29 protein-coding genes are annotated in these 26,892 nt (G+C 62.4%); 16 read left to right on the top strand and 13 right to left on the bottom strand.

Annotation, left to right across the window (positions count from 1 at the left end):
* Nucleotides 1–24 precede the first annotated feature (24 nt).
* Both ABWV42_RS10305 and ABWV42_RS10300 read left to right on the top strand, forming a co-directional pair.
* Nucleotides 25–1,203 (top strand): GNAT family N-acetyltransferase, encoded by a 1,179-nt coding sequence (locus tag ABWV42_RS10305; RefSeq protein ID WP_353340031.1) that lies wholly within the window; start codon nt 25–27, stop codon nt 1,201–1,203.
* Entirely contained in the window at nt 1,200–1,490 is a 291-nt protein-coding gene (locus tag ABWV42_RS10300) for a 4a-hydroxytetrahydrobiopterin dehydratase (RefSeq protein WP_353340030.1), read from the top strand. Before ABWV42_RS10305 ends, ABWV42_RS10300 begins: the two co-directional genes overlap by 4 nt.
* A gap of 57 nt (nt 1,491–1,547) precedes the next feature.
* On the opposite strand, the gene ABWV42_RS10295 is transcribed toward ABWV42_RS10300, so the two are convergent.
* Complete coding sequence (locus ABWV42_RS10295) at nt 1,548–2,036, bottom strand: peroxiredoxin (RefSeq protein ID WP_353340029.1); 489 nt, start codon at nt 2,034–2,036, stop codon at nt 1,548–1,550.
* A gap of 86 nt (nt 2,037–2,122) precedes the next feature.
* On the opposite strand from ABWV42_RS10295, the gene ABWV42_RS10290 reads away from it, so the two are divergent.
* The 4 genes from ABWV42_RS10290 to ABWV42_RS10275 all read left to right on the top strand — a co-directional run bounded on the left by ABWV42_RS10290 (nt 2,123) and on the right by ABWV42_RS10275 (nt 5,639).
* Entirely contained in the window at nt 2,123–3,331 is a 1,209-nt protein-coding gene (locus ABWV42_RS10290; RefSeq protein WP_353340028.1) for an NAD(P)/FAD-dependent oxidoreductase, read from the top strand.
* Nucleotides 3,328–3,897, top strand: a complete 570-nt coding sequence (gene rsmD, locus ABWV42_RS10285) for a 16S rRNA (guanine(966)-N(2))-methyltransferase RsmD (RefSeq protein WP_353340027.1) — start codon at nt 3,328–3,330, stop codon at nt 3,895–3,897. The genes ABWV42_RS10290 and rsmD overlap by 4 nt, the downstream gene beginning before the upstream one ends.
* A gap of 87 nt (nt 3,898–3,984) precedes the next feature.
* Nucleotides 3,985–4,635, top strand: coding sequence for an HAD family hydrolase (locus ABWV42_RS10280; RefSeq protein WP_353340026.1), 651 nt, complete (start codon nt 3,985–3,987; stop codon nt 4,633–4,635).
* Between the two features lie 143 nt (nt 4,636–4,778).
* The gene (locus tag ABWV42_RS10275) at nt 4,779–5,639 is read left to right on the top strand and encodes a DUF2189 domain-containing protein (RefSeq protein WP_353340025.1); all 861 of its coding nucleotides are present in this window, start codon (nt 4,779–4,781) and stop codon (nt 5,637–5,639) included.
* A gap of 40 nt (nt 5,640–5,679) precedes the next feature.
* Here ABWV42_RS10275 and ABWV42_RS10270 read toward each other — a convergent pair whose 3' ends face one another.
* The 3 genes from ABWV42_RS10270 to map all read right to left on the bottom strand — a co-directional run bounded on the left by ABWV42_RS10270 (nt 5,680) and on the right by map (nt 9,428).
* Entirely contained in the window at nt 5,680–6,729 is a 1,050-nt protein-coding gene (locus ABWV42_RS10270; protein WP_353340024.1) for a TRAP transporter substrate-binding protein, read from the bottom strand.
* Nucleotides 6,730–6,937: 208 nt separating this feature from the next.
* On the bottom strand, nt 6,938–8,515 hold the full coding sequence (locus tag ABWV42_RS10265; protein WP_353340023.1) for a calcium-binding protein: 1,578 nt from the start codon (nt 8,513–8,515) through the stop codon (nt 6,938–6,940).
* Nucleotides 8,516–8,621: 106 nt separating this feature from the next.
* Nucleotides 8,622–9,428 carry a type I methionyl aminopeptidase gene (gene map / locus ABWV42_RS10260; RefSeq protein ID WP_353340022.1) on the bottom strand — a complete coding sequence of 269 codons (807 nt, stop codon included), beginning with the start codon at nt 9,426–9,428 and terminating at the stop codon, nt 8,622–8,624.
* A gap of 187 nt (nt 9,429–9,615) precedes the next feature.
* Between map and ABWV42_RS10255 the strand changes: the two genes are divergently transcribed.
* Complete coding sequence (locus ABWV42_RS10255) at nt 9,616–10,629, top strand: D-cysteine desulfhydrase family protein (protein ID WP_353340021.1); 1,014 nt, start codon at nt 9,616–9,618, stop codon at nt 10,627–10,629.
* Here the strand turns inward: ABWV42_RS10255 and sfsA are convergent.
* Nucleotides 10,626–11,339: a DNA/RNA nuclease SfsA gene (gene sfsA / locus ABWV42_RS10250; protein ID WP_353340020.1), complete on the bottom strand. Its 714-nt coding sequence runs from the start codon at nt 11,337–11,339 to the stop codon at nt 10,626–10,628. The two genes, ABWV42_RS10255 and sfsA, sit on opposite strands and share 4 nt — an antisense overlap.
* 49 nt (nt 11,340–11,388) lie before the next feature.
* Between sfsA and ABWV42_RS10245 the strand changes: the two genes are divergently transcribed.
* The 6 genes from ABWV42_RS10245 to ABWV42_RS10220 all read left to right on the top strand — a co-directional run bounded on the left by ABWV42_RS10245 (nt 11,389) and on the right by ABWV42_RS10220 (nt 15,752).
* The gene (locus ABWV42_RS10245; protein ID WP_353340019.1) at nt 11,389–12,108 is read left to right on the top strand and encodes a competence/damage-inducible protein A; all 720 of its coding nucleotides are present in this window, start codon (nt 11,389–11,391) and stop codon (nt 12,106–12,108) included.
* Nucleotides 12,105–12,830: a GNAT family N-acetyltransferase gene (locus ABWV42_RS10240; RefSeq protein WP_353340018.1), complete on the top strand. Its 726-nt coding sequence runs from the start codon at nt 12,105–12,107 to the stop codon at nt 12,828–12,830. The genes ABWV42_RS10245 and ABWV42_RS10240 overlap by 4 nt, the downstream gene beginning before the upstream one ends.
* A gap of 11 nt (nt 12,831–12,841) precedes the next feature.
* Nucleotides 12,842–13,414 (top strand): peroxidase-related enzyme, encoded by a 573-nt coding sequence (locus tag ABWV42_RS10235; protein ID WP_353340017.1) that lies wholly within the window; start codon nt 12,842–12,844, stop codon nt 13,412–13,414.
* Entirely contained in the window at nt 13,411–14,340 is a 930-nt protein-coding gene (locus tag ABWV42_RS10230) for an OmpA family protein (protein ID WP_353340016.1), read from the top strand. Before ABWV42_RS10235 ends, ABWV42_RS10230 begins: the two co-directional genes overlap by 4 nt.
* Nucleotides 14,341–14,543: 203 nt before the next feature.
* A complete protein-coding gene (locus ABWV42_RS10225; protein ID WP_353340015.1) occupies nt 14,544–14,744 on the top strand; it encodes a hypothetical protein in 201 nt (66 codons plus the stop codon).
* A 9-nt stretch (nt 14,745–14,753) separates the two neighbouring features.
* Nucleotides 14,754–15,752 (top strand): Hint domain-containing protein, encoded by a 999-nt coding sequence (locus tag ABWV42_RS10220; RefSeq protein ID WP_353340014.1) that lies wholly within the window; start codon nt 14,754–14,756, stop codon nt 15,750–15,752.
* A gap of 2 nt (nt 15,753–15,754) precedes the next feature.
* On the opposite strand, the gene ABWV42_RS10215 is transcribed toward ABWV42_RS10220, so the two are convergent.
* The 5 genes from ABWV42_RS10215 to ABWV42_RS10195 all read right to left on the bottom strand — a co-directional run bounded on the left by ABWV42_RS10215 (nt 15,755) and on the right by ABWV42_RS10195 (nt 21,160).
* A complete protein-coding gene (locus ABWV42_RS10215; protein WP_353340013.1) occupies nt 15,755–16,354 on the bottom strand; it encodes a cytochrome b/b6 domain-containing protein in 600 nt (199 codons plus the stop codon).
* 11 nt (nt 16,355–16,365) lie between these two features.
* On the bottom strand, nt 16,366–16,809 hold the full coding sequence (locus ABWV42_RS10210) for a c-type cytochrome (RefSeq protein ID WP_255103662.1): 444 nt from the start codon (nt 16,807–16,809) through the stop codon (nt 16,366–16,368).
* Nucleotides 16,810–17,052: 243 nt separating this feature from the next.
* Nucleotides 17,053–17,958, bottom strand: a complete 906-nt coding sequence (locus ABWV42_RS10205; RefSeq protein ID WP_255103660.1) for a LysR family transcriptional regulator — start codon at nt 17,956–17,958, stop codon at nt 17,053–17,055.
* 154 nt (nt 17,959–18,112) lie between these two features.
* Complete coding sequence (locus tag ABWV42_RS10200; RefSeq protein ID WP_353340012.1) at nt 18,113–19,021, bottom strand: AEC family transporter; 909 nt, start codon at nt 19,019–19,021, stop codon at nt 18,113–18,115.
* Nucleotides 19,022–19,132: 111 nt separating this feature from the next.
* The gene (locus tag ABWV42_RS10195; RefSeq protein WP_353340011.1) at nt 19,133–21,160 is read right to left on the bottom strand and encodes an FAD-dependent oxidoreductase; all 2,028 of its coding nucleotides are present in this window, start codon (nt 21,158–21,160) and stop codon (nt 19,133–19,135) included.
* A gap of 169 nt (nt 21,161–21,329) precedes the next feature.
* Between ABWV42_RS10195 and ABWV42_RS10190 the strand changes: the two genes are divergently transcribed.
* A complete protein-coding gene (locus ABWV42_RS10190) occupies nt 21,330–22,088 on the top strand; it encodes an SDR family oxidoreductase (protein ID WP_353340010.1) in 759 nt (252 codons plus the stop codon).
* Nucleotides 22,089–22,175: 87 nt separating this feature from the next.
* On the opposite strand, the gene ABWV42_RS10185 is transcribed toward ABWV42_RS10190, so the two are convergent.
* From ABWV42_RS10185 to ABWV42_RS10175, 3 genes are all read right to left on the bottom strand, one after another.
* Nucleotides 22,176–23,459, bottom strand: a complete 1,284-nt coding sequence (locus ABWV42_RS10185) for an NAD(P)/FAD-dependent oxidoreductase (protein WP_353340009.1) — start codon at nt 23,457–23,459, stop codon at nt 22,176–22,178.
* A gap of 71 nt (nt 23,460–23,530) precedes the next feature.
* The gene (locus tag ABWV42_RS10180) at nt 23,531–23,908 is read right to left on the bottom strand and encodes a hypothetical protein (RefSeq protein WP_353340008.1); all 378 of its coding nucleotides are present in this window, start codon (nt 23,906–23,908) and stop codon (nt 23,531–23,533) included.
* A 22-nt stretch (nt 23,909–23,930) separates the two neighbouring features.
* A complete protein-coding gene (locus ABWV42_RS10175; protein ID WP_255104385.1) occupies nt 23,931–24,704 on the bottom strand; it encodes a DUF6478 family protein in 774 nt (257 codons plus the stop codon).
* A gap of 197 nt (nt 24,705–24,901) precedes the next feature.
* Here ABWV42_RS10175 and ABWV42_RS10170 point away from each other — a divergent pair, with 197 nt between their 5' ends.
* A complete protein-coding gene (locus ABWV42_RS10170) occupies nt 24,902–25,783 on the top strand; it encodes a CPBP family intramembrane glutamic endopeptidase (protein WP_353340007.1) in 882 nt (293 codons plus the stop codon).
* A gap of 76 nt (nt 25,784–25,859) precedes the next feature.
* The gene (gene accD / locus ABWV42_RS10165; protein WP_353340006.1) at nt 25,860–26,804 is read left to right on the top strand and encodes an acetyl-CoA carboxylase, carboxyltransferase subunit beta; all 945 of its coding nucleotides are present in this window, start codon (nt 25,860–25,862) and stop codon (nt 26,802–26,804) included.
* The last annotated feature ends 88 nt before the right edge of the window (nt 26,805–26,892 follow it).

Here is a 26,892-nt window from a genome sequence, read left to right as displayed (position 1 = left end):
TGTGAGGGCGAACAGGAGAATGGCATGGACGGCGCACGCATCGAAATCGAACTGCATGGTTCGCTGGACAGCATCGGGGCGGAGGACTGGGACGCCTGCGCCGGAGCGGGCGAAGGCCGGCCGGAAGATCCCTTTACCACTTACCGGTTTCTGAAGGCCGTTGAAGACAGTGGGTCGGTCGGGCCCGGCACCGGATGGCAGCCGCGTTACCTGACGGCGAAGGCGGATGGCGAGATCATTGCCTGTGCGCCGATGTACGCGAAATCGCACAGTCAGGGCGAATATGTCTTCGATCACAACTGGGCCCATGCCTATGAGCGGGCCGGTGGGCGGTACTATCCGAAATTGCAGATCGCGGTGCCCTTCACGCCGGTGACGGGGCGGCGGTTGCTCGTGCGGGCGGGATACGAGACGCTTGGCATGTCGGCCCTTGTGCAGGGGGCGGTGCAGGTGGCGGCCGAGAACCAGCTTTCGTCGATGCACATGACCTTTTGCAGCGAGGACGAGGCGATTGCCGGACGTGAAATGGGGCTGCTGCATCGCACGGGCCAGCAGTTTCACTGGGTCAATGACGGCTATGGTAGTTTCGATGCCTTTCTGGCGACGCTGTCGTCGCGCAAGCGCAAGAACATCCGCAAGGAGCGCGAGAAGGCGCAGGGGTTCGGCGGGGAGATCATGTGTCTGACCGGTGATCAGATCCGGCCCGAACACTGGGACGCCATGTGGATGTTCTATCAGGACACCGGAGCGCGGAAATGGGGTACGCCCTATCTGACGCGGGCCTTTTTCGACATCGCCCACGAGGTGCTGCGCGATGACATCCTGCTGGTGCTGGCGATGCGCGAGGGGCAGGCGATTGCGGGGGCGATGAACATGATCGGGCGCGATGCGCTTTATGGCCGGTATTGGGGCTGTATCGAGGATCATGCCTGCCTGCACTTTGAACTGTGCTATTATCAGGCGATCGACTGGGCCATTTCACAGGGGCTGGCGCGGGTCGAGGCCGGGGCGCAGGGCGAACACAAGCTGGCGCGGGGATACCTTCCGGTCGAGACCCATTCGCTGCACTGGATTGCCGATGACGGGTTTTCCGATGCGGTGGCACGCTATCTTGTGGCGGAACGCGAGGCCGTGGCCGAGGAGATCGAGGTGATGACGGCCTGGGGGCCGTTTCGCAAGGAGACACGGGAGGACCACGAATGACCGAGAAGCTTAGTATGGCGGCACGGGATGCGGTGCTGGGCCCGCTGTTGGAGGCGGGATGGGAGATGGACCCGGCCCGCGACGCGATCCGCAAGAGTTACGTGTTTCACAGTTTCATCGACGCGATGGGCTGGATGATGCGGGCGGCGATCTGGGCCGAGAAATGGAACCATCATCCGGAGTGGTTCAATGTCTATAATCGCGTTGACGTGGTGCTGACCACGCATGACGTGGACGGCCTGAGCGCGCTTGACGTGAAGCTGGCGCGGAAGCTGGATACGCTCTGAGAGGGTTTTTCCACGGGGATGGCCCGGAGATCCGCTGGACCTCCGGACGCAGGGATATCAGAGGTTTTCCAGCAGGGTGTTGCCGGCGGTCAGGTTGCAGGTGCCGGCCTCTTCTTCTTCGGAAATCCAGGTGACGGTGCCGTCTTCGACGATGGCGGCAAAGCGGCGGGCGCGGTTGGTGAAGCCGATGGCCGGCACCGAGAAATCAAGGCCCATGGCCACGGTCAGATCACCGCTGGGATCGGCCAGCATGGAGATGCCGGCATCGGCTGCGCCGGAAGACTGGCCCCAGGCATCCATGACCCATGCGTCGTTGACCGAGAGACAGACGATCTCGTCCACGCCCTTGGCGCGGATGGCATCGGCGTTCTGCATGAAGGACGGCAGGTGGGCCGAGGAACAGGTCGGGGTGAAGGCGCCGGGGACGCCGAAAAGCGCGACTTTGCGGCCTTTGGTCAGGGCTTCGACCGAGACGGGTTCGGGGCCTGCATCGCCCACACGCATCAGTTGGCCCTCGGGCAGGCGTTCACCAGCAGAAATCGTCATTACATGTCCTTTGTTCGTTTGCGTTTTCCTTCCCCGTAGATATAGGCTCGCCAGCACAAAAGGAAACACTGACTCAGGGAGAGGGCATGACCCACGTAGTTGTGATCGGAGCGGGGCAGGCAGGCTCTTCGCTTGTGGCGAAGCTGCGCAATGGAGGGTTCACCGGACAGGTGACTTTGATCGGCGAGGAATCGGTGCCGCCCTATCAGCGCCCGCCGCTGTCGAAGAAGTATCTTTTGGGCGAAATGGAGCTGGAGCGGCTGTTCCTGCGGCCCGAGGCCTTCTATGCGGAAAATGACATCGACATGCACCTGAACGAGACGGTGGAGTCGATTGATGCCGCGGCCAAGACCCTGCGTGCGGGTGGCAAGGACATTGCCTATGACGAGTTGGTTCTGACCACCGGATCGGTGCCGCGCCGGTTGCCGGCGGCGATTGGTGGCGCGCTTGAGGGGGTGCATGTGGTGCGCGACCTCAAGGACGTGGACGCGATGGCGCCCGAGTTCACCGAAGGCAAGCGCGTGCTGATCGTGGGCGGCGGCTATATCGGTCTTGAGGCGGCGGCGGTTGCGGCCTCGCGCGGGCTTCAGGTGACGCTGGTCGAGATGGCGGACCGTATCCTGCAACGTGTCGCGGCGCCCGAGACCTCGGATTATTTCCGGTCCCTGCACGAAGGGCATGGCGTGAAGATCATCGAAGGCGTTGGCCTTGATCATCTGACCGGCGAGGGCCGTGTCAGTGGTGCCAAGCTGACCGACGGCAGCGAGCTGGACCTTGATTTCGTGATCGTGGGTGTCGGGATCACCCCGGCGAGTGCGCTGGCGGAAGCGGCCGGTGTCGAGATCGACAACGGTATCAAGACCGATGAACAGGGCCGGACCTCGGTGCCGAACATCTGGGCGGCAGGCGATTGTGCCTCGTTTCCCTACAAGGGCAACCGTATCCGTCTGGAGAGCGTGCCGAACGCGATTGATCAGGCGGAAGTGGTGGCCGAGAATATCATGGGGGCGGGCAAGGACTATGTCGCCAAGCCGTGGTTCTGGTCGGATCAGTATGACGTGAAGCTTCAGATCGCGGGTCTGAACACCGGCTATGACACTGTCGTCACCCGCGCAGGCGAAGGCAATTCGGTGTCGTTCTGGTACTACAAGGGCGAGGAACTGCTGGCGGTGGACGCGATGAACGCGCCGCGCGACTACATGATCGGCAAGCGTCTGATCGAAGGTGGCAAATCGCCGGCTCCGGCGATGATTGCCGATCCCGAAACCGACATGAAAGCCCTGATGAAACTGTGAGGATCATCGCGGGAGACTTTCGCGGCGTTGCCCTTGCCAGTGTTGGCAAGGGCGATGCAGGCGCGCATCTGAGGCCCACGACCGACCGCGTGCGCGAGAGCCTTTTCAACGTGTTGATGGGCGGCAAGTTCGGCGATCCGATAACCGGCGCGCGGGTGCTTGACCTGTTTGCCGGGACCGGGGCGCTGGGCCTTGAGGCCCTGTCGCGCGGGGCCGAGACGGTGTGTTTCGTGGATGACGGGCGTAAGGCGCAGAGCCTGATCCGAGAGAACATCCGCATCACGCGCTCCAAGGCAGCGACCAAAATGGTTGCACGGGATGCGACACGGCTGCCGGCGAATGACGGGGCGGGCTATGACCTGATCTTTCTGGACCCGCCTTATGGCAAGGGCATGGGGGACAAGGCGCTGGCTGCGGCGATGGCGGGGGGCTGGATTGCCGAGGGTGCGCTGATCGTCTGGGAAGAAAGTGCGCCGCAGGTTGCCCCGGAGGGGTTCGGCCTGCTGGATCAGCGCAAGTATGGCGACACCCATGTGACCTTTCTCGAGGTGCATGTTTCAGAGTGACATCTGAAAGGCGCGGTTTCGCCGACATGCCATTTGCCGACCGGAGAAGCAGTGCCTAGGGTCTGCGCAGGCAGGCAAGGAGGCGACATGCGACCCGATCTCGTGATTTTTGATTGTGATGGCGTGCTGGTTGACAGCGAGCCGGTCACGAACCGGGCGATCTCGGAGAACCTTGCGGGCTATGGGCTGCACCTGACGGTCGAAGAGTGCATGGCGCAGTTCGTCGGCGGCACGCTGAGCGGGGTGCGGGACAAGGCGCGGCGGATGGGTGCGGACCTGCCCGAGGACTGGGTGGCGGAAATCCACGAGGCCACCTATGCGGCGCTGCGCAGGGGGGTATCGCTGATCGCCGGGGTGCGGGATCTGATTGACGCGCTGGAGGCGGCGGGCGTGGCCTATTGCGTGGCGTCGAACGGGAGCCGCGAGAAGATGCGGATCACGCTTGGCCAGACCGGACTTTGGGACCGTTTCGAGGCCGCCATGTTTTCGGCGCGGGAGCTGGGCGTGGCCAAGCCGGAGCCGGGGTTGTTCCTCGCGGCGGCCAAGGCGCATGGCGTGGCGCCTGCGGCCTGTGTTGTGATCGAGGATAGCGCCAGCGGGGCCGAGGCCGCTGCGCGGGCCGGGATGCGCTGTATCGGCTATGTGCCCGAGGGCGCGGGGGCTGCCCTGCGCGGACAGGGTGCGGAGATTGTCACGCGGATGCAGGACGTGGTGGGGCGCTTGGGACTGGACGGATAGGGGCGGCATTCGGCGATTTGCCGGAGTTTGTGCTATAGTGGACAGATCATGGCAGGCCGCCAACAGGGTTGGCCCTGCGGATCAAGGGGATCGGCCCTGCCTTGGAACGGTTTGGCCTGCCTTCAGAAATGGAGGAGGTTGGAATGGTTCAGACAATTGGAAATCCGGCAAGCTGGGGAGCGAAGGCGGTGCACGATGGTGCGCGCGCCCTTGGCGATGCGGCGCAGCACATGCGCAGCGACATGGATGTGCACCCGAGGGTGCATTCGATCGGGGTCGAGGATCTGTGGAAGGCGCTGTTGCTGGGGGTGCGGGACTTTTCGCGCTTTCGCAGTGACGTGATTGCGCTGGTGGTGATCTATCCGATGATCGGGGTCTTTCTGGCCGCGATGGCGTTTGAGCGGGCGATGGTGCCGTTCCTGTTCCCGATGGTGTCCGGCTTTGCGCTGATCGGGCCGGTGGCGGCGGTGGGCCTTTATGCAATGAGCGCGCTGCACGAGGATGGTCAGGAGGCAAGCTGGGCGGATGCGCTGGCGATGCTGCGGGCGCGGGCGCTTGGGCCGGTGTTGGTGCTGGGCCTCTACCTGTTTGCGATGTTCTTTCTTTGGATGGCCGCGGCCTACTGGGTTTACAACGTGACACTGGGGCCGGCGATGCCCGAGAGCGTGGCGGGGTTCATGCGGGATGTGTTCACCACGTCTGACGGCTGGACAATGATCTGGATGGGCTGCGGGATTGGTGCGGTCTTTGCCTTCGTGGTGCTGACAACCGCGCTGACCAGTTTTCCGATGCTTCTGGACCGTCCTGTCGGGCTGCCGACGGCGGTTGTGACATCCCTGCGGGTGGCATCCAAGAACCCGCTGCCGGTGGTGGTCTGGGGGATGATCGTGGCCGGAATGCTGGTGCTTGGCGCGATGCCTGCGTTCCTTGGAATGATCTTTGTCCTGCCGATCCTTGGCCATGCGACATGGCACCTGTACCGGATGGCGGTGAGTTTTGATTAAGCCATGAAAAAGGCCGCCCCGAGAGGCGGCCTTTTCCGGATCAGTTCGTGGCGGCCGTGTCACTGCGGGTTTCGGCGACGGCGGCGCGGGCGTCTTCGATCAGCTGGGCGCCATCAAGGCCTTTGCGGGTGATGTCGGCGATCCAGTCGGCGATCACCTCGTCGCCAAGGGTAGTGATGCGCGCGGTTTCGGCTTCGCTTAAGCTGGCGATCTCGTTGCCGTCGGCCTGCATCAGGCCCTTGCCGTCGACGTCACCGGTGTCATGGGCGCGACCGGCCCAGGCCGAGGCAAACATGCCGGAGTTGGCGTCGATCACCGCCTTGAGATCATCCGGCAGACTTTCGTACTTGGCCTTGTTCATCGCCCAGATGAAATAGAGGTTGTAGAGGGATTTGTCGCCCGCCACGTCTGTGTGGCTGTCGGTCAGCTCGTTCAGCTTGAGCGAGGGTGACATTTCCCAGGTGATCACGCCGCCATCAACCACGCCCTTGGAGAGGGCTTCGGGGAAGGCGGGCACGGGCATGCCGATCGGGGTGGCGCCGAGTTTCTTCAACAAGAGCGTCGCCGGGCGCGAGGGGCCGCGCAGCTTGAGGCCTTTGAAGTCTTCGACTGCCGCGATGCTCTGGCCCTTTTTGTGAACGATGCCGGGGCCGTGCATGTGCGCGGCGATAACGTGGACATCGCGGAAATCATCCATCAGGTGTTTCTGGGTAAAGACCCATGCGGCCCTGGAGGCGTCTTCTGCCGACTTGGTGACCATGAAGGGCATTTCCATTGCTTCGGCTTCGGGGAAGCGGCCCGGCTGGTAGCCCGGGATCACCCAGCCGCCATCAATCGCGCCGTCGCGGATCAGGTCGTACTGGCTCGGGGCTTTGCCGCCCAGTTGCATGAAGGGATAGATTTCGACCTTGATGCGGCCATTGCTTTCGTGTTCGACCTTTTCGGCCCAGGGTTCGATGAAGTATTTCGGGTTCGCCGATTTGGGCGAGACGAAATGCTGGAACCGCAGGGTGACCTCCTGCGCGAAACTTTGGGTTGCGGTCAGCCCGAGAAGGGCGGCGAGGGCTGCGGATTTGAACGTAGAGATCACGCGGGCCTCCTATGCTGGGATTTCACCAACCGGCCACATGGTGCGGCGCGGCATGAGCAGAGATAGGGCGAAAGACCGGTAGTTGCAAATGGTTCGCAATGCCGCATCCGAGTGGAAAATGTGTAAGGGTTTGAGTTGTTTGGCGAATAGCTGACGCAGGGGAAATTTTGGGAAATTTCCCCTTAAAAGTGTGCGTTCGGATTTCGGTTCAAGCAAACAGAAAGTGGTCTTCACCCAGGTCGGCCAGGGCCACGCCGCGCAATTCGATGAAAATCGAGGAGACCTCGAAATCGCCGGATTGCCAGGAGATGAGGGTGTCACCATCCGAGGCCTCGGACAGGGTGAGGCCGGCAAAGGTGAGGGATTTGATCTCGGAGAAATCCAGCCTGTCCTCTGTGGGGTCGAAGTCCATCACGATGTCATTGACCGAACCGCCGCCGACGAAGTTGCGGTCGAGGTCATAATACAGCTGGGGATCGGACTCCTTGTAGATCAGCGTATCGGCCCCACCGCCAAGCCAGATGAAGTTGGTGCCGCTGTCGCCGAACACCTGATTGTCGTCATCGTTGCCGAAGATCAACTCGTGCTTTTCGCCGCCGACGCCAAGGCGATCCCGGCGATCATCGCCGATATCGTCATTTTCGGCGTCGAGGATCTGGAATTCGATGGCCGGCCAGTAGCCGCCGTCAAAGACCAGTTGTTCGATGGACGAGCGACCATTGAGCAGGAACTGATCCTTGACGGTGATGGTCGATGTGCCGTCGCCGATGGAGATGATCATGTCGGCGCCCGCGCGATCAAAGCCGACAGCGGCGTAGGCTTCGGAGGAACTGCCGGATGAGGCGCCGTAAAGGCCGACGAGGTCGATGATGTCGAGATCGTTGTAGAGTGGCTTTCTTTGGCCAATGTCGCGGATCACGTCGTGGCCGGTGGCGTCCGGTGCGGTGACGCGGAACTGGTAGATGTCGCCGTTGCTGCCGCCCTTGAGCGTGTCGTTGCCTGCGCCGCCAACCATCATGTCGCGACCCGAACCGCCGAACAGCCTGTCATGGCCGTCTTGCCCAAGGAGCCAGTCTGCGCCAGTGCCGCCGCGCCCGAGGTCGTTGCCCTTGCCCAGATCGACCCAATCGTTGCCAGCGCCGGATTTCACGGTGTCATTGTGATCGCCGGAATAGACGCGATCATTGTCGGCGCGGGTTTCGATCCGGTCGCGTCCTGCGCCAGAAAAGACGGTGTCGTTTCCTGCTCCTGACATGATGCGGTCGGCCCCGCCGTTTGAGAACAGGATGTCGTTGCCAGCGCCGCTCTTGATGGTGTCGCGCGCGCTGTCGCCGGCAATCAGGGCGTTCTCGGGGCCGGAAAAGAGGTTGGACGTGGAGAGGACAAAGGTGAAGTCACCGGCTTGCAGGGTTTCAACCGTGCCATCGCCGAAGTGATCGATGATGTCGATGGTCAGGGCCCCGTAGCCGGGTTTGCGGAAGCGGCTGGGTTTGCCCGGAATTTCGATATGCAGGTCGTCGCCCTGGCGTTCGGCACTTCCCCAGGCGGAATAGCCCAGCGAGGCAGAGGCATAGAAGAAGCGGGCCTGCGTGATGCTGTCGGCTGCTCCGTCGGTGGCGTTGTCGTCGATGGTGACGGCGTGCAGGCCGCCGCTTTGGTACATCTGGTATTCATCGCCGCCGTTGCCGCCGGAGAGAAAATCCACGCCGCCGCGGGATTGCAGGATGTCCGCGTCATCCGTCCCGATCAGCGTGTCGCTGCCGGAGGTTCCAGTAAAAGTTGCCATCGAAATACACCTTATACATGCTGTTTTTAGCATGTATTGGAATGGTGATTCCGTAAAGGGCCGCGTCGTCGCAGCGCAGTTTCAGCCGTTTCTTGCTGTTAACGGCCTAGCCCCAGGTCGGGTGGAACTTATCCGCAGGCGACAGGGTGAAGATCTCGACACCGTTTGCCGTGACGCCGACCGAGTGTTCGAACTGGGCCGAGAGGGATTTGTCGCGGGTGACGGCGGTCCAGTCGTCGGCCAGCACCTTGGTCTCGGGGCGGCCTAGGTTCACCATGGGTTCGATGGTGAAGAACATGCCTTCTTCGAGAACCGCGCCAGTGCCGGGGCGGCCATAGTGCAGGACGTTGGGCGGGGCGTGGAAGACCTGGCCCAGACCGTGACCGCAGAAATCGCGGACAACCGACATGCGGTGGCCTTCGACATAGGATTGAATGGCGTGGCCGATGTCCCCGAAGGTGTTGCCCGGTTTCACCGCCTCGATGCCCTTCATCAGGCTGTCGTGGGTGACCTGGATCAGGCGCTCGGCCTTGCGGTTCAGTTTGCCCGCGACATACATGCGCGAGGTGTCACCAAACCAGCCATCCACGATGACGGTCACGTCGATGTTGAGGATGTCGCCATCCTTGAGCTTCTTGTCGCCGGGGATGCCGTGGCAGACCACGTGGTTGACCGAGATGCAGGAGGCGTGCTGGTAGCCGCGATAGCCGATGGTGGCCGAGGTGGCGCCGGCGTCGTTTACCTTCTGTTCGATGAGGCGATCAATTTCACCAGTGCTCTGGCCCGGGAAAACGTGTTCGGCGATTTCGTCAAGGATGCGTGCGGCCAGTGCGCCGGCCTTGTGCATGCCTGCGAAGTCCGCGTCCTGATAAATCCTGATCCCGTCACGGGTCTGGCGGCCCTTACCGATCATAAGCCTCTTGCTCCATCGCAAATTCTTTCCCGTTACTTATGACGGATTGGCGACAGATGCCAGAGGGCTTGGGCGCGCGCGTGTTGCCACGTCGCCGTTGTTGGTGTTGGGTGAGAGGGCGCGGGCATGGTTAGGCGTTTGCGCCTGCCGCGCGGTGAATGCCGGTGGTTTTCCTGGGAGGTGTGACATGCATTCAGAAACCTATCCTCGTGCGACATTGGTGAGCGGGGAGACCCCGCTGACGCATCTGCCGTCATTGTCCGAGAACCTTGGCATCAACCTGTTCATCAAGCGCGATGACGTGGCCGGATCACCGCTTGGGGGCAACAAGGCGCGGCAGTTGGAGTTCTATCTTGGCGCGGCGCGGGCGCAGGGGGCGGATACCATCCTGATCACCGGTGCGGTGCAGTCGAATTTCGTGCGTACGGCGGCCTATGCGGCGGCGTCATTGGGGATGAAATCGGTTGTGCAGTTGGAAGAGCGGGTGCCGGAGCGGGATGGGACCTATCACACGTCTGGCAATGTCCTGTTGTTGCGGATGCTGGGCGCGGAGATCATGCACTATCCGGAGGGCGAAGACGAGGCGGGGGCGGATGCGGCGCTCAGGGCGCGGGCCGAGACGCTGCGGAGTGAGGGGCGGGTGCCCTATGTCATTCCGCTTGGACTTGAAAACCCGCCGCTTGGGGCGCTGGGCTATGTGCGGGCTGGGCGCGAGATCGTGGCGTCGGGTCAGGCGTTCGACGTAGTTGTCGTGGCCTCTGGCAGCGGGGCGACCCATGCGGGTTTGCTAACCGGGTTGCGGGCGGCAGGCAGCACGGCGCGGGTGATCGGCAGTTGCGTGCGCCGCCCCAAGGCACAGCAGGAGGCGCGTATTCGGCGGGTGCTGGAGCTGTTTTCGGAGTTGACGGAGGACACGCGGGCGGTTGCGGCAGAAGACGTGCAGATCTGGGACGGGGCGCTGGCACCGGGGTATGGGCAGGTTGGAGAGGCCGCCTCAGAGGCGATGGCGATGATGGCGGGGCGTGAGGGGATTCTCCTTGATCCCGTCTATACCGCCAAATCCTTTGCCGCGGTCCCGGCGCTGTGCAGTGCCGGTGAAATCGCAAAAGGGGCGCGGGTGCTGTTCGTGCATACCGGTGGCCTGGCGGCGCTGTTTGGCTACCAGTCCGATCTTGAAGGCGGCCTGCCTGTGCTTGGCTAGGCTACGTCGGCTTCGAAGGGCAGGCGGGACCCGATGGTGATCTCCTGCGGGGTGATCTTGCAGTCGTAGGCCAGAACCTCGACGCCGGCCTTGCGGGCGGCTGCGAATGTCTGGGCGTAGGTCGGGTCGATATCCGCGGCCAGCGTGACCTTTTGTGCGTCCGTGCGTTGCACGAGATAGAGCATCATGGCGCGGTGACCTTCGGCGATCATCTCTTGCAGCTCGGCAAGGTGTTTTGCGCCACGGGCGGTGACGCTGTCGGGAAATTCAGCGAGGCCTGCCTTGCGCGAGAGGGTGACGCTTTTTACCTCGACATAGAGGTCGGGGCGGTCTGCGCCGGACAGGAGGAAATCAATGCGGCTGTTCTGGCCGTATTTCACCTCGGGGCGGATCATCGGGTAGTCGGCGAGTTCGGGGATTTCATGCGCCAGAAGCGCGGCCTTGAGGGCGCGGTTGGGGACCGAGGTGTCGACGCCGGTGAAATGGCCGTTGTCATGTTCGACAAGACGCCAGCCGTATTTGAGTTTCTTCTTGGGATCGTCGTTCGGTTCGAGCCAGATGCGGCTGCCGGGTTCGGCCAGTCCCATCATCGAGCCGGGGTTGGCGCAATGGGCGGTGATCTCGGTGCCATCGGCGAGCGTGGCATCGGCAAGGAAACGCTTGTAGCGGCGGATCAGCACGGCGGGAACAAGAGGGGTTTGAAAGCGCATGATCACGGGCCTATACCTCTGGGGACAATCTGACAAGGAGCGAGCCGCCATGTCCAACCCCACTGCCGCGATGCTGGTGATCGGTGACGAGATTCTCTCGGGCCGGACCCGCGATGCCAACATGCACTATCTTGCCGGTGAGCTGACCAAACACGGCGTCGACCTGCGCGAGGTGCGGGTGGTTGGCGACGAGAAGGCCGATATCATCGCGGCGCTGCAACATCTTGCAGGACGCTATGACACGGTGTTCACCAGCGGCGGGATTGGCCCTACGCATGATGACATCACCGCCGATTGCGTGGCCGAGGCCTTTGGCCAGAGCATCGACATTCGTGATGATGCGCGGGCCCTGCTGGCGGCGCATTACGAGAATTCGGGGCTGGAGTTCAACGCGGCGCGTCAGCGGATGGCGCGGATTCCTGCGGAGGCCACTTTGATCGACAATCCCGTCTCGGTTGCGCCGGGGTTCACGGTTGAAAACGTGCATGTCATGGCCGGTGTGCCAAGCGTGTTCCAGGCGATGGTGGCAAGCGTGATGCCGACCCTGACCGGGGGCAAACCGCTGTTGTCGCAGTCGCTGCGGATTGATCGCGGCGAGGGGGATATTGCCGGGCCGCTGGCGGCGCTGGCCGAGGAATTCAGTGACCTGTCGATCGGGTCCTATCCGTTCCAGCGGGACGGGGCCTTTGGCGCGAATATCGTGATCCGTGGCACGGATGGGGCGCGGATTGATGCGGCGATGACCAAACTGGCGGAGACCTTCGCATGAGCCTTCCCGATGCACAGATGATGTATGACGTGGTCGAGGCGACCTGGCCGGCGGCGGCTGTTGCCGAGTGTGGGCCTTTCCTTGTGCGGGATGGTCAGGGCGGCGGCAAACGGGTGTCGGCGGCCACTGCACGAGGCGCGTTCGAAGAGGCCGACATTGCCAAGGCGGAAGAGGCGATGCGGGACCTTGGGCAGACGCCCCTGTTCATGATCCGCGAGGGCGATGACGCGTTGGATGCGGCGCTTGCGGCACGCGGCTATGAGGTGATCGACCCTGTCACGATGTATGCGATCCCGGCGCAGGAGTTGGCGCAGGAACGCCCGCCGCGTACCGCCGCGATCGAGACCACCGGGCCGATGCAGATCATGCGTGAAATCTGGGCCGCGGGCGGGATCGGACCGGCGCGTGTCGAGGTGATGCAGCGGGCCTGCAAGCCCAAGGCCGGTTTCGTGAGCCGCTGGCAGGACAAGCCGGCGGGAGCCAGCTTTATCGGCATGCACGAGGGGATCGCGATGGTGCATGCGCTTGAGATCATCCCGTTCCAGCGCCGGATGGGTGTTGGCCGCTGGCTGATGCAGCGCGCGGCCTTCTGGACCTTGGACAACGGCGGGCATACGCTTGCCGTGATCTGCACCACGGCCAACGAGGCTGCGAACGGGCTTTATTCTTCGCTCGGGATGACGGTGGTGGGGCAGTATCACTACAGGATTTTGTCAGACTGAGAGGGAGATAGATGAGCCAGTCAGACCAACCCACGGCGCTTGATTTGCCGATGGCCGACCCGTTGCCGGAAGCGACGCAGAAGTATTTCGATATTTGCCAGGAAAAGCTGGGCATGGTGCCCAACGTGTTGAAGGCCTATGCCTTTGACGTTGAAAAGCTGAATGGCTTTACGGCGATGTATAACGACCTGATGCTGGGCGACAGCGGGCTGAGCAAGCTTGAGCGCGAGATGATCGCGGTTGTCGTGTCTTCGATCAACAAGTGTTTCTACTGTCTAACCGCCCACGGCGCGGCGGTGCGCCAGCTTTCGGGGGATCCGAAGCTGGGCGAGTTGATGGTGATGAACTGGAAGGCGGCCGATCTGGACGCACGCCAGACGGCCATGTTGCATTTCGCCGAGCAGATCACCAAGGAAAGCAGCGCAACCACCGAAGCAGATCGTCAGGCATTGCGCGATGTCGGGTTCAGTGATCGTGACATCTGGGACATTGCCAATGTGACCGGCTTTTTCAACATGTCGAACCGCGTGGCATCGGCCACCAACATGCGCCCCAACGACGAATACCACGCCCAGTTCCGATGATCCGTTTCGCCGCCATATGTCTTGCGCTGTTGCCCTCGTTGGCGGCGGCGTTCGAACCGTCCCTGCCGGACGGTGCCGAGGCGCTTGGCGGTGAGGAAAGCAACGGGCAATACGCTTTGCCGGTGGGAACCTTCGATGGTGAGGGTGTGCCGGCAGAGCTTTTTGACGGGCGGGTTGTCAAACGCAGTTGGCGGGTGCCCGGCCTGACGGGATCGGTCTCGCGCATGGCATCGCAGATCGTCACGCAGTTGAGCGAACAGGGGTATGATGTCCTGTTTGCCTGTGAAACCGATGTCTGTGGCGGGTTCGATTTCCGGTTCAATACCGAGGTGCTGCCGCCGCCGGACATGTTTGTCGATCTGTCGGAGTTCCGGTTCATCTCGGCCGAAAAGCAGGGCGAGCGGGGATATGAGGGGGTTGGCGTTCTGGTCAGCGAAACCGCGATTTCGGGCATGGTGCAGGTGATCCATGTGGCCCCGTCTGAGACCGAAGAGCTTGAGGTTATGCCGCCACCCGTCGAGGAGATTGCCGCGACGCCGGGGGAGATCGACGGGTCTGCCGTGGCAACGGCGCTGGACGAGACCGGACGGGCGGTGCTGGGCGACTTGACCTTCGAGACGGGATCATCGCGGCTGGGAGATGGGCCGTTTGCCTCGCTCGTGGCGCTGGCGGACTGGTTGAAGGCAGATGAGACACGCCGGGTTGTGCTGGTGGGGCACACTGACAACGAAGGGGCGCTGGATCGCAATATCGCATTGTCCGAGGCCCGGGCCGGGGCGGTGCGCAGCCAGCTTGTGGATGCGCTGGGCGTGGCGGATGCGCAGGTGGACTCTCGCGGGATTGGTTATCTTGCGCCGATTGCCAGCAATGCCACCAAGGAAGGCCGTGAAACCAATCGCCGGGTCGAGGTGGTGGTTCTGCCTTGAGAACAATCGCCGATGCGGTGCCTGTCGATTGTTTCCATTTAGGTCAAATCGGCGCTGATTTTCCCTGAAAACCCATGAAATTGTTCAGCTCCGGGCCGAATTCCATTTTTGTGCCCCATTCCAGCCACGTTTATTTGTGACGTTTGGGAAACGATCGGGAGACGCAGAAGCTGCCCGTCGGTTTCGAGTGTGTGGGTTGAAGGATGCAGTATCGTGATCTGAACAAAGAGTTCGCGAGTGACCTGAAGGTGGCTTTCGAAGTGGCCATGTCCGAGCGGGAAAAGGACGTGGTTGAGCGGATGCTGGGACGCGGTGCCGTCAAGGCAAAGCTGGCCCCAAGCGGGATGCGCATGTTGTTCGAAGCGTTGAATGCCGAAGGCCGGACGGCCAGCAAGGTCGAGTAGGGCAGGGCGATGGCGCAGTATACTGCCGAGGTCTTTCGCTGGACGGGGACCTATTACAATTCTCAGTACAATACCTCCTACACTGCCGTCTTTGACGACAATGATGGCTCGTATCAGGGCAGCGGTGACAGCAGCGAAACCATCAGCATTGATGGCGGCAGCTTTGCTGGTACCACCGGATCGCCTTATGCGATTGACGTGAGCTTTACGGCGACCGACGGACAATCGCACGTCGAAACCTTTTATTTCTTCAACACGACAGGTGGCTGGCATTTCGCGCCGGGGCCGGGATCGGAATTCACGGTCGGGGCGACGCTTGGATCGTATCAGAGCCACACTGTTGGCTGGGATTATACCGACGTGACCTGTTTCGTGCGGGGCACGATGATCACGACGGACGCCGGCCCGGTGCCGGTGGAAGGCCTGTCTGAAGGGCAGCGTGTCCTGACGGTTGACGGGCGGTTTGCCGAATTGCGGATGCTGACCAGCCGGACCCTTGAGGCCTATGAGCTGGCCCTGTCGGACAAGCTGCGTCCGGTGCGGATCGAGGCGGGGGCCTTGGGGCAGGGGCTTCCGATGCGGGATCTTTATGTGTCGCGCCAACATCGGATGCTGGTGAGTTCCAAGATCGTGGCGCGGATGTTCGGGCAGGATGAGGCGCTGATTGCGGCGGTCAAGCTGACCGAACTGCCGGGGATTGATGTGGTCGAAGAGGTGACGGAGGTCGAGTATTTCCACCTGATCTTTGATCAGCACGAGACGGTCTTTGCCGAAGGCGCGCCGAGCGAGAGCCTGTATCTTGGGGCTGAGGCGATGAAGACCATGCCGGACGAGGCGCTTGAGGAGATGCGGTTGCTGTTTCCCGACCTCGTGGCAGAGGCCGAGGCGCCGGAGCCGTCGCGATACGTGCCGGTTGGCCGGGCGCAGAAACAGTTGGTGGCGCGCCATGCCAAGAACGGCAAAGCGCTGTTGGACGGGTTTGCCGGAGGGATGCTGCGGGCGGCCTGAGATCAGGGCCTGTCGCGGCGCACCAGTTTCCAGCCGGTGATCATGGGCAGAACAAGGTTCTCGCCCTTGTAGCGCTTGTAGAAAGCGATGGCTGCCAGATGCAGAACCACCAAAACCAGGATGACGGGCGCGAGGCGGTTGTGCAGTGACGTGGCGCTGCGCACGGTTTCGGAACTGACCATGTCAGCCAATGGACCGACGTTCACATAGTCGTCGGGATCGGACACGAGGCCGGTTTTGACCTGAAGGACCAGCACGATCAGGAGCGCAAAGACAGATAGCGCGCCGAGCGGGTTGTGGCCGGGCCAGTAGGACGGCTTGCGTTCGAACAGCTGCGAGAGATACCTACCGGTTGTCGCGGGACCGTAGATGAAATGCACAAAACGAGCGGGGGCCGGACCAGCCAACCCCCAGACCACGCGGAACACCAAAAGGGCGATGACCGCGTAGCCGAAGTAGAAATGCAGCGTCATGACGTTCGGGCCGAATTTGCCCAAACCCCAGGCTGCGCCGACGCAGATTGCCAAGGCCCAATGGAACAGGCGCAGGGCCGGGTCCCACAGTTTTTCGCGGGTGACTCCCCGGGGAAGCTGGTCGGACATGGGGAGGCCCCTTACTTGGCGCGGTATTCTTTGTGGCAGCCCTTGCAGGTGCCGCCGAGAGCGCCAAGCGCGCCTGCCATTTCGGCTTTGCCCTGACCGGCGACGGTCTGCATGTCCATCAGCGCCTTGACGAAATCACCGCCCTTGGCCTGAACGCCAGCGAAATCGTTCCAGATTTTCGGCAAGGCGCGCGAGCCTTCAACGTCGTCCGACGAGGTGCCAAGGATGTAGAGGTGACCGAGGTTGTATTTGGTCAGGGTGACCATGTTGTCCGCAGCAGTTTGTGCGGCGGCGGCGTCATAGTCGCGTTCGCCTTTGGCCATGGTGGCAAAGACGTCCATGTTGGCGCCCAGCAGTTTGTAATAGCCCTGACGGGCGGCGACGGTGTCTTCGGCAGATCCCGCCAGCGACAGGGTCGGGGCGGCGATGAGGGCGGCGATAAGCGCGATGCGCATTGCGTGGCTCCTTGAACAGGTTTTTTACAATGAGACTTGTACGATGAGGGACCGGACTTCTGTCGCGGAAAATCCTCAAGAAAAGAAATATATTTAGTTTGGAATATATTCGCTGCGACGGATTGTCATCTGCGCGGTAAGTTGCTGGTTCCAAAAGAAAAGACCCGGGCGCTTGGGAGGCCCGGGCAGTTTTGCTTTCTCGAGGAAAGCCTGGGGAAAACACGAGGTGTGTTGAATTCTATTTTACCAGTCCGAGGGGCCTTTTTCGGCAAAGGCGTGCACCAGGAAATCGATGAAGGCGCGGACCTTGGGCTGGGTGAAACGGCCCGGCGGATAAACCGCGTAGATGCCTTGGGTTTCCATCGGCAGATCCGGGATCGCATCCTCGACCAGACCCTGTTCCATCGCTTCGGCGTAGAGGTAAGAGGGCAGGTAGGCGATGCCGAGACCGGCAACCGCAGCGTTGAGCAGCGATTGGCCATCGTTGACGCTCAGCCAGCCGGCGGTACGGACCTGACGCTTTTCGCCCGAGGGGGCGGTGATTTTCCAGACTGCGCCGTTCGACTGGTTCGAATAGTGCAGCAGCTTGTGTTCGTTCAGATCGTCGATCTTTTCCGGGCGACCGTAGCGCTCGAAATAGGCCGGGCTTGCGATCATGCGTTTCGTGGTTTCGGTCAGCTTGCGGGCGCGCAGGGTGCTGTCTTCCAGCTCGCCGATGCGGATCGCCATGTCGAAGCCTTCGGAAATCAGTTCAACGTAGCGGTTGTTGAGCACCATGTTGACGTTGATTTCCGGGAACTCTGCGAGGAATTCGCCCAGAACCGGCGAGAGGTGATTGACCCCGAAGTCGGTTGCCACGCTGATCCGAAGGAGGCCCGAGGGCGCCGATTGCATCGACGTGACCAGCGCGTCAGCTTCGCCTGCATCGTTCAGCACGCGGCGGGCGCGGTCGTAATAGGCCAGGCCGATCTCGGTGGGCGAGACGCGGCGGGTGGTGCGGTTGAGAAGGCGCGCGCCGAGGCGGGCCTCAAGTGAAGAGACGTGCTTGGACACAGCGGATTTCGAAATGCCCATCTTCTTGGCAGCGTCTGTGAAGCCACCTTGATCCACCACTGTGGCGAAGGCTTCCATTTCCGTTAGTCGGTCCATGTTTCCCTACCTCGATAAACTTTTTACAGCGTCGTTTATCGGCCTCAAATCGGGCAGAAGCTGGGCAGGGCTCAGACAATATCGGGGTTTTGTCTGGGATCGTTTGCGGCACGGAAACAGAGAAACAATTGCGATTGTCTGTTTCCGGGGCGTGTCAGAAGACCAGTGTGATGGCGGTGATCCAGAGGGGCAGCGTGGCCGCAGAGAGCAATGTGGATTGGGCCACGAGGGTTGCCGAGAGTTCGCGATCAGCCCCGAAGCCAGCGGCCAGAACATGCGAGGCGGAGGCGGTGGGCAGGGCGGCGAACAGGGTCAGGGTGCGGGCCAGCACTGGATCGGTATCGAGAACAATGCAGGCGATCATGGTGAGCGTCGGCAGGGCGATAAGCTTGGTTGCGCAGATAATGCCGCTGAACATGTCGAGGCGGGCAAGCGCCCCCCAGTTCATTGTTGCGCCCACGGAAATCAGCGCCACGGGGATGGCGGCCTGTGCGAGCATATCGAGCGGGGCCATGATGGGCGCGGGGATGGTGATGCCCGAAAGGCCAACGATCACGCCGGAGACAGAGGCGATGAGAAAGGGGTTGGTGGCCACCTTCTTGAGGGTCTGGGCTAGGCTGCCGCTGCCGCGCGACAGGGAGGAGACGGCGAAGACATTGGCCATCGGAATGGCCATGCCGACGGCAACAGCCAGCATGCCCACCGGCGGTTCGGCCAGCGTGGCAACGGCGACAAAGGCCATGGCCGTGTTGAACCGCCATGCGGTCTGCCATGCGCCGGCAAAATCAAGAAACCTGTCGGGGCCGAAGCGGCGGGCAAGATAGCCCAGGGCGAGGCCCGCCAGCAGGATGGCCCAGACGGCGGGGCCAACGGTCAGGATGTCACGCGGATCAATCGGGCGGCTTGAGGCGGCGACGAAGATCAGGGTCGGGAACAGGATTTCGAAGTTCAGCTTGTCCAGCCCCTGCCACGCATTCACCGAAAGGCGGCTGCGGACAAGGCCGCCAAGGGCGACCATCAGGAAGCTGGGCAGCAGGCCCATGAGGATTGCGAAAAACACCATGAAGGAGGTCTAGGCCCATGTCGTCGCGGTCTCAATGGCCAAACCGACATGGCATGTCGCTTGTGGGCGATTGGGCCTGTGCCACCCCAGGTGACGGCACAGGCGTTGGGATCAGAAGGTGGCGGCGAGGCGCGTGCCCTGGTTGATGGCGCGCTTGGCATCGAGTTCGGCAGCCACATCGGCACCGCCGATCACGTGGCAGGAGACGCCCTTTTCCTCAAGCGCGTCTGCCAGGGAGCGGTCCGAAAGCTGGCCCGCGCAGATCACCACGTTGTCAACTTTGATCACCTGCGGGTTTTCGCGGGTCTCGCCAAAGGAGATGTGCAACCCGGCGTCGTCGATCTTTTCGTAGTTCACGCCGCCAAGCATCTTGACGTTCTTCATCTTGAGCGCGGCGCGGTGAATCCAGCCGGTGGTTTTGCCCAGCCCCTTGCCAAGCGCCTTGGCCTTGCGCTGCATCAGCGTGACCTCGCGGGCGGCGGCGTGGGGTTGCGGGCCTTCCGGGGCAAGGCCACCACGGGTTTCTTCCGGATCGCCGACGCCCCATTCCTTCATCCATTCGGGCAGGTTCTCGGTCAGGCTTTCGCCTTCGTGCACAAGGAATTCGGTCACATCGAAACCGATGCCACCCGCGCCGATCACGGCGACGCGTTTGCCAACCGGTTTCTTTTCGCGCAGCACGTCGAGATAGCTCAGAACTTCGGGGCGGTCGCTGCCGGGGATGCCCGGATCACGCGGCACGATGCCGGTTGCGATGACCACCTCGTCGAAGTCGGCCAGCGTGTCCGAAGTTGCCTCGGTGCCAAGGCGCAGTTCAATACCTTCGGCCTCGACCATGGTTTCGTACCAGTCGACAAGGCCCCAGAATTCCTCTTTGCCGGGGATCTGCTTGGCGACGTTGAGCTGTCCGCCCACCTTGTCGGCGCGATCAAAGAGCGTGACCTTGTGGCCGCGCTGGGCCGCGGTGATTGCGGTCGAGAGGCCCGCAGGACCGGCGCCGACAACGGCGACCGATTTCACGCTGTCCGCCGCAGGGATCGGCAGTTCGGTTTCGTGGCAGGCGCGCGGGTTCACGAGGCAGGAGGTCAGCTTGCCCGAGAAGGTGTGATCAAGGCAGGCCTGGTTGCAGCCGATACAGGGCGCGATCTGGTCGGCCTTGCCGGCGGCCGCCTTGTTGACGAAATCGGCGTCGGCCAGGAAGGGGCGGGCCATCGACACCATGTCGGCGCAGCCCTCGGCCAGCACCTCTTCGGCCACGTCGGGCATGTTGATGCGGTTCGAGGTGATCACCGGGATCGAGACCTTGCCCATCAGCTTCTTGGTGACCCATGCAAAGGCACGACGCGGCACCGAGGTGGCAATCGTCGGGATGCGGGCCTCGTGCCAGCCGATACCGGTGTTGATGATGGTGGCACCCGCCTTTTCGATCTCCTTGGCCAGCATCACCACTTCTTCGTGGGTCGAGCCGTTGGGGATCAGGTCGATCATCGACAGGCGGTAGATGATGATAAAGTCCTCGCCCACGGCTTCGCGGCAGCGGCGGACAACCTCGATCGGCAGACGCATCCGGTTTTCATAGGACCCGCCCCAGCGATCTTCGCGCTTGTTGACATGGGTGACGAGGAACTGGTTCAGGAAATACCCCTCGGAGCCCATGATCTCGACCCCGTCATACCCGGCTTCGCGGGCGCGCACGGTGGCGGTGACGAAATCCTGAATCTGTTTCTCGATGCCTTCTTCATCAAGCTCTTTCGGCGGGAAGGGCGAGATCGGGGATTTCACGGCAGAGGCCGAGACGCATTCGGGACCATAGGCATAGCGGCCGGCGTGCAGGATCTGCATGGCGATCTTGCCACCCGCGTCGTGCACACGGTCGGTGACGATCTTGTGGTTGGCGATGTCCTCGGCGGTGAACAGGCCCGCCGCCCCCGGGAACACACCGCCTTCCTTGGAGGGGGCCATGCCGCCGGTCACGATGAGCGCCACGCCGCCACGGGCGCGTTCGGCGTAGAATTCCGCGACGCGGTTCCAATCCTTGGTCTCTTCCAGACCGGTGTGCATCGAGCCCATCAGAACGCGGTTCTTGAGGGTGGTGAAGCCGAGATCGAGCGGTGCCAACAGATGCGGATAGTCTGCCATGGGTTCCTCCGTGGTGCCTTTGCAGGTTTGCTTTACCAGAACGTAAAGTGCGCGATTCGTCATTCGAAACGCCGCGTCAGGTGAGGTGTTTCTACGCCGCGTCAATCGGGGCTGGTCGCCCTCTCCCAGTCTTGGCAAAATGGCGGTGCAGTCAACGAGGAGAACAGCAATGGCCGACTATGGCGTCTTTTCCCTGGCCGGGCGCAATGCACTGGTGACCGGATCGAACAGCGGGCTCGGGTTTGCGGCGGCGCGGCTTCTGGCCGAAGCAGGGGCCATGGTCTGGGTGAACGGGCGCGATGCAGCAGCCACCGAAGACGCGGCGGCAAAGATCCGCGCGGCCGGAGGGCAGGCGCGGGCGCTGGCCTTTGACGTTGCCGATGAGGCGGCGGTCGAGGCGGCCTTCAAGGAGATCGCGGCAGAGGGGCTGAATATCCTTGTGAACAACGTCGGTATGCGCGACCGACGGGGCCTTCAGGACTTTGAGCGCGAGGACGTGACACGGCTGATGGATGTGGATCTGGTCTCGCCCTTCATGCTGTGCCAGCGGGCGGCGGCCCTGATGGAAGCAGGCGGGCGGATCGTGAATATCTCCTCCATCGCGGGGATCATCGCGCAGGGCGGCGACGCGGCCTATACCACCGCCAAGGCGGGGATCAACGGCATGACGCGGGCGCTGGCGGCGGAACTGGGGCCGCAGGGTATCAACGTGAACGCCATCGCGCCGGGGTTCTTCAAGACCGAGCCGAACCGCGAGGCCGCCAAGGACCCGGCGATTGCCGCGCGTCTCGAAGCGGCCACCTCCCTTGGGCGCTGGGGTGAACCAGAAGAACTGGCTCCGGCGATCCTGTTCCTTGCCTCCCCTGCGGCCAGCTATGTCACCGGGCAGGTTCTGGCCGTGGACGGCGGCTATACCGCGCATTACTAGGGTTTCTTCTTGGCCCGAATACCCCGGGGGAAAGCGCGGCCCGAAGGGCAGCGTTTGGGGGCTGGCCCCCATTCTGCCCTGTCGGACCTAGCCCAAGGGTGAGGGGCGGATCGCGTGGGTCAGGGTGGCGCCGAACTCGTAATAGGCCTGTTTCAGCCCGGTCAGGGTTTCCGAATGTGCCGCCTGTGGTGGCAGGGGCAGGGCCTCGGGGCGCTCCTGCAATAGGGCCTCGGCGGCAGCGGTGCCAAAGACCGTACCCGGGGAGATGCCGCGCCCGGAATAGCCAAAGACGGCAAAGGCCCTCGGGCCAATCGACAGTACCTTGGGGATGTGGTCCGAGGTCATGGCGATGCGGCCGCTCCAGGCGTGCTCAAACGGGACATCGGCAAGTTCGGGATAAAGCGCGCGCAGTTTGCGGCGGGCCCATGCCGCGTGCACCGGCCTGCCGGGGCCGTCGCTGTCACCCATGCCGCCAACGATCAGGCGGCCTGCCGCGTCGATGCGGATCGAGGACATGACAAGCGCGGTGTCCCAGCAGCCCTCGCCACCCGGCAGGATGCGGGCGCGCAGGTCTTCGGGCAGGGGGGCGGTTGCGAACTGGCTGTAATGCACCGGCACATAGGCGGGGCGGAAGGGGGCCGACAGGGCGGCGTGATAGGCATTGGTGGCCAACAGAAGACGTCTGGCCCGCAGTGTGTGCCCGTTGCAGGACAGGTGCCATGTGTCGTCCTGATGCCTGATGGCGGTGACGGCGCTTTGGTCGTGCAAGGTTGCGCCCGAGGCAATCGCCGCGCGGGCAAGGCCGTGACAGTAGGCAAGCGGCTGGATCGTGCCTGCGCGCGGGTCGAAGAGGGCACCGTGAAAGGCCTCTGACCCCGTGCGGCGGCGGGCTTCGGTGGCATCCAAAAGCTGGATGGGCGCGCCGAGCTGGTTGCCCTGCCGGAACCGGTTTTTAAGGTCTTTCAGACCGGAGGGGGCGTGGGCAAGATGCAGGGTGCCGCTGCGGGTGGCCTCGCAGTCGATGCCTTCGCGGGCAATGATGTCGAAGACCCTGGCCGGACCGTCGGCCAGCGTGTCGATCAACCGGCGGCCCACGTCTTCGCCAAGGGCCTCGGTGATTTCGTTCGGGGGAAGCCAGAGACCGGCGTTTACCAGGCCGACGTTGCGCCCCGAGCCGCCGTGGCCGATGGTTTCGGCCTCAAGCACGGTCACAGAGGCGCCAAGGCGGGCGGCCTCGAGCGCGGCGGCGCAGCCGGTAAAGCCGCCGCCGATGATGGCGAGGTCGACGGTCTGGTCCTTCGAAAAGGGTTTCGTTTCAGCCCGTTGCGCGATGCTGACTTGCCAGAGGTTTGAAACCGGGGTCGATGTCAAAGCGGCCTCCCTTGCCCGTAACGAGGGTACTCTAGGGCAAAGTCAGGCCGGTGCAATCGCGATTTTCAGGCCTACATGGTTTCGACGCAGTGGCGGCGGAACGCGCGTTTCAGCATGTCGAGTTCGGCCCGCAGGAGATCGAGTTCGGCGCGGATGTCATCCGCCAGAACCTCGCCCGAGATCAGTGTGATCGTGTCCAGCATCTCATCGCTGTCGGCGTCGGTGATCAGGAAGGTCTGCACACCGTCGGCGATGGCTTCGCTGGGGATCGGGATGCGCAGAACCCAGCGGTTGTTCTCGGCGTCTTCCTTGATCTCGACCCCGTCGACGGGGATGTTCAGGAGCGTGACCTTGATGTTCGGTTCGCCGCTGCCGCCATTGGTTCGGGTCAGGGCACCTTCCCAGGTACCTTCGAAGAGGCGGGTCTTGGTGAGGGTCCAGTCGCTCATCTTGTTGTTCTCCTGGGAAAAGTCAGAATTCGGCACGCGGACGGCGGCTCAGGGTGACATCGCGCAGCGTGACTTGGTTCATTTCGGGGCCTTCAAAAATCAGGTCCAGCCAGGCCTTTTCAACGCGTTTTTCGTTGAGCTTGGAATAGGCGAGGTCAAACTCGACGTTGATCTCTTCCCGATCCAGCGGCAGTTCGCGCACGATCTGTTCGGTGTTGGGGCCGTGTTTGATGTTGAGGCGGGCGAAGATTTCGAGGGGCTTTTCCACCTCGATGATGGTGTCGACGCGGATCAGGTGGTTGCGTTTCAGACCGTCAACGGCGTCAAACGGCAGATCGACCACAAGCGACAGGAAGGAGCCGTCAAAGCGGAACACGTCCATGCGCACGCCAAAGGGGGCAAGGTCGGCCGAGCGCGAATTGCGGATCTGGCGCAGGGTGAGTTCCGAGACCTGACAGTCGTGGAATAGGGTGACCTGTTCACCGAGCATTTCCTTGGACTGAACCGAGGAGATACCGGTTTTCGGCAAGGGTTCGCGCCAGAGTGCCGGGCGCCACGACCATTCGGTGCCATGCGGCAGCGGAAAGGCGTTGGAGCCGATCATCGGCAGGGCAAGGCGGTTTTCGGCAATTGAAATCAGCGTGTTGAGATGCTGGCGCAGGCGATAGGCGCGGTTGCGTTGCGCGCGCAGTGTGGACAGATCGGTTTTGGCAGCCTTGCGGGCGTTGCGGGCCCAATACCGTGCCAAGGCCTTCTGAAATCCTCTTTGAAGGATACTGCCCTTACCTTCACTCATGCTCACACCACTCCGCCTTGCGCTAACTTCGGCGCTGTTTCCGGATGGGAAACAATGCCCGCCCGGTTTTTTCATTATCTATCTGAATGCACTACACGAAACAAACCTCCTTTGAGGGTTCGGATGCATTTTCTGCAATTCGTTGCAGGAAGGTGCACGGGGTTGTCGGATGGCGGGAAAACGGGCATCACCGCAGCATGAGAGCGTATCGTTTACATGAGGTTCACGTCGCCCCGGCGCGGCCATCCAACGAGATCTGGCGGTTGTTGGTCGGGGTGGTGGCGATCGTGTTCGGTTTCCTGATTCTGAATCTCGGGTACATTGAAATCCTTCAGGGCCTGCCCGACTGGGCGGCGCTGAACCGCGAATTGCACCACGGCACCAGTGCCCGCGCGCTTTGGGTGATGCTTTTGAACTTCCTGCCGCTTCTGATGATGCTCTGGGTGGTTCTGACCCTGCTGCACCGGCGGAGCCTGCGGCGGATGGCGGGGCCGTGGACACTTGTGCGGCTGGATTTCAAACGCACGGCGCGGTTGCTCGTCGTTCTTTATGCCGTTGTGCTGATCCTGCCCGCCCCGGCCGATATGTCGCCGATGCAGAACATGCCGTTCGGGGATTGGATCTGGCTGTTGCCGGTCAGCCTGCCGCTGATCCTTTTGCAGACCTCGACCGAGGAATTCCTGTTTCGCGGCTACCTGCAAAGCCAGTTGGCAGCACGGTTTTCTTCGCCTTTGGTCTGGATGGTGCTGCCGTCGCTCCTCTTCGGGTTCCTGCATTATGATCCGGCGACCTATGGGCCAAATGCCTTGCCGCTGGCGGCCTGGTCGGCGGTGTTCGGGCTTGCCGCCGCTGATCTCACGGCGCGGGCAGGCAACCTTGGGCCGGCGTTGGCGCTGCATTTCCTGAACAACGTGGTGGCCATGAATTTCACCGCGATGGAGGGACACTGGGACGGGCTGGCGCTTTTCGTGCTTCCGTTTGGTCCCGAGAATGTCGAGGCCCTGCGCGCCACCATGCCGATTGAGCTCTTGTTGATCCTGTGTGGATGGCTCACGGTGAGGATCGCGATACGGCGCTGATTGCATTTCCTGACGCAGCGTCTTATCTGACTGTGACTGAAATAAGCCGCCTTGGACCGCAAGAAGGACCCTGTGTATGAACTGGATCACCAACTATGTCCGCCCCCGGATCAATTCGATCTTTTCCCGTCGTGAGACGCCGGACAATCTGTGGTCGAAATGTGATGAGTGCGGCACGATGTTGTTCCACCGCGAACTTTCGGGAAACCAGAACGTCTGTACCCAGTGCGGCCACCACATGGCGATCACGCCGCGTGCGCGTTTCGAGGCGCTGTTTGACGGTGGTATCTTTGTCGAGGTCGACGTGCCTGCGCCGATCACCGATCCGTTGCAGTTCAAGGATCAGAAGAAATATCCCGAACGCATGAAGGGCGCCCAGAAGAAGACCGGCGAGGCGGAAGCGATGCTGGTTGCGGAAGGCGAGATCGGGCGTACGCCGATCGTTGCGGCCTGTCAGGACTTTACCTTTATGGGCGGTTCGATGGGCATGTATGTCGGCAATGCGATCATCGCGGCCGCCGAACGTGCCGTGGAACTGAAACGCCCGTTGATCCTGTTCTCGGCTGCCGGTGGCGCGCGGATGCAGGAAGGTATCCTGTCGCTGATGCAGATGCCGCGCACGACCGTGGCGGTGCAGATGCTGAAAGAGGCGGGGCTGCCTTATATCGTCGTGCTAACCCACCCGACCACCGGTGGTGTGACAGCGTCTTATGCGATGCTTGGTGATGTTCAGATCGCCGAGCCGAATGCCCTGATCTGTTTTGCTGGTCCGCGCGTGATTGAACAGACGATCCGCGAGAAGCTGCCCGAAGGGTTCCAGCGCGCCGAGTACCTGCTGGACCACGGCATGCTGGACCGCGTGATTGCCCGCACCGAGATGCGCGACGAGTTGATCACCATCGTGCGGATGCTGATGGACATGCCGCCCGCGGTGAAAGGCGATCTCCCGGCCCCTGCGGAGGAGACCATCGCGGTTGCGCCGGTTGAGGCTTCCGAAGAGGCCACTGAAGAGGCGAAATAACAATCCGTCGTTTTTGATGGATCAGACGGGGCTTCTGGCGATGTGCAGGAGCCCCGTTTCTGATGAAAGCGTATCGAACTTTTGCCAG

Origin of the sequence: Pelagimonas sp. KU-00592-HH, from assembly GCF_040369695.1 — a bacterium.
Lineage (GTDB): Bacteria > Pseudomonadota > Alphaproteobacteria > Rhodobacterales > Rhodobacteraceae > Shimia.
This window is presented reverse-complemented; position numbering and strand designations above follow the sequence as displayed.

Excerpts from the sequence above, each read along its gene's own strand:
- ABWV42_RS10305 (WP_353340031.1), top strand. The coding sequence starts at position 25 with ATGGACGGCGCACGCATCGAAATCGAACTGCATGGTTCGCTGGACAGC.
- ABWV42_RS10300 (WP_353340030.1), top strand. The coding sequence starts at position 1,200 with ATGACCGAGAAGCTTAGTATGGCGGCACGGGATGCGGTGCTGGGCCCG.
- ABWV42_RS10295 (WP_353340029.1), bottom strand. The coding sequence starts at position 2,036 with ATGACGATTTCTGCTGGTGAACGCCTGCCCGAGGGCCAACTGATGCGT.
- ABWV42_RS10290 (WP_353340028.1), top strand. The coding sequence starts at position 2,123 with ATGACCCACGTAGTTGTGATCGGAGCGGGGCAGGCAGGCTCTTCGCTT.
- ABWV42_RS10280 (WP_353340026.1), top strand. The coding sequence starts at position 3,985 with ATGCGACCCGATCTCGTGATTTTTGATTGTGATGGCGTGCTGGTTGAC.
- ABWV42_RS10275 (WP_353340025.1), top strand. The coding sequence starts at position 4,779 with ATGGTTCAGACAATTGGAAATCCGGCAAGCTGGGGAGCGAAGGCGGTG.
- ABWV42_RS10265 (WP_353340023.1), bottom strand. The coding sequence starts at position 8,515 with ATGGCAACTTTTACTGGAACCTCCGGCAGCGACACGCTGATCGGGACG.
- map (WP_353340022.1), bottom strand. The coding sequence starts at position 9,428 with ATGATCGGTAAGGGCCGCCAGACCCGTGACGGGATCAGGATTTATCAG.
- ABWV42_RS10255 (WP_353340021.1), top strand. The coding sequence starts at position 9,616 with ATGCATTCAGAAACCTATCCTCGTGCGACATTGGTGAGCGGGGAGACC.
- sfsA (WP_353340020.1), bottom strand. The coding sequence starts at position 11,339 with ATGCGCTTTCAAACCCCTCTTGTTCCCGCCGTGCTGATCCGCCGCTAC.
- ABWV42_RS10245 (WP_353340019.1), top strand. The coding sequence starts at position 11,389 with ATGTCCAACCCCACTGCCGCGATGCTGGTGATCGGTGACGAGATTCTC.
- ABWV42_RS10240 (WP_353340018.1), top strand. The coding sequence starts at position 12,105 with ATGAGCCTTCCCGATGCACAGATGATGTATGACGTGGTCGAGGCGACC.
- ABWV42_RS10235 (WP_353340017.1), top strand. The coding sequence starts at position 12,842 with ATGAGCCAGTCAGACCAACCCACGGCGCTTGATTTGCCGATGGCCGAC.
- ABWV42_RS10230 (WP_353340016.1), top strand. The coding sequence starts at position 13,411 with ATGATCCGTTTCGCCGCCATATGTCTTGCGCTGTTGCCCTCGTTGGCG.
- ABWV42_RS10225 (WP_353340015.1), top strand. The coding sequence starts at position 14,544 with ATGCAGTATCGTGATCTGAACAAAGAGTTCGCGAGTGACCTGAAGGTG.
- ABWV42_RS10220 (WP_353340014.1), top strand. The coding sequence starts at position 14,754 with ATGGCGCAGTATACTGCCGAGGTCTTTCGCTGGACGGGGACCTATTAC.
- ABWV42_RS10215 (WP_353340013.1), bottom strand. The coding sequence starts at position 16,354 with ATGTCCGACCAGCTTCCCCGGGGAGTCACCCGCGAAAAACTGTGGGAC.
- ABWV42_RS10210 (WP_255103662.1), bottom strand. The coding sequence starts at position 16,809 with ATGCGCATCGCGCTTATCGCCGCCCTCATCGCCGCCCCGACCCTGTCG.
- ABWV42_RS10205 (WP_255103660.1), bottom strand. The coding sequence starts at position 17,958 with ATGGACCGACTAACGGAAATGGAAGCCTTCGCCACAGTGGTGGATCAA.
- ABWV42_RS10200 (WP_353340012.1), bottom strand. The coding sequence starts at position 19,021 with ATGGTGTTTTTCGCAATCCTCATGGGCCTGCTGCCCAGCTTCCTGATG.
- ABWV42_RS10195 (WP_353340011.1), bottom strand. The coding sequence starts at position 21,160 with ATGGCAGACTATCCGCATCTGTTGGCACCGCTCGATCTCGGCTTCACC.
- ABWV42_RS10190 (WP_353340010.1), top strand. The coding sequence starts at position 21,330 with ATGGCCGACTATGGCGTCTTTTCCCTGGCCGGGCGCAATGCACTGGTG.
- ABWV42_RS10180 (WP_353340008.1), bottom strand. The coding sequence starts at position 23,908 with ATGAGCGACTGGACCCTCACCAAGACCCGCCTCTTCGAAGGTACCTGG.
- ABWV42_RS10175 (WP_255104385.1), bottom strand. The coding sequence starts at position 24,704 with ATGAGTGAAGGTAAGGGCAGTATCCTTCAAAGAGGATTTCAGAAGGCC.
- ABWV42_RS10170 (WP_353340007.1), top strand. The coding sequence starts at position 24,902 with ATGAGAGCGTATCGTTTACATGAGGTTCACGTCGCCCCGGCGCGGCCA.
- accD (WP_353340006.1), top strand. The coding sequence starts at position 25,860 with ATGAACTGGATCACCAACTATGTCCGCCCCCGGATCAATTCGATCTTT.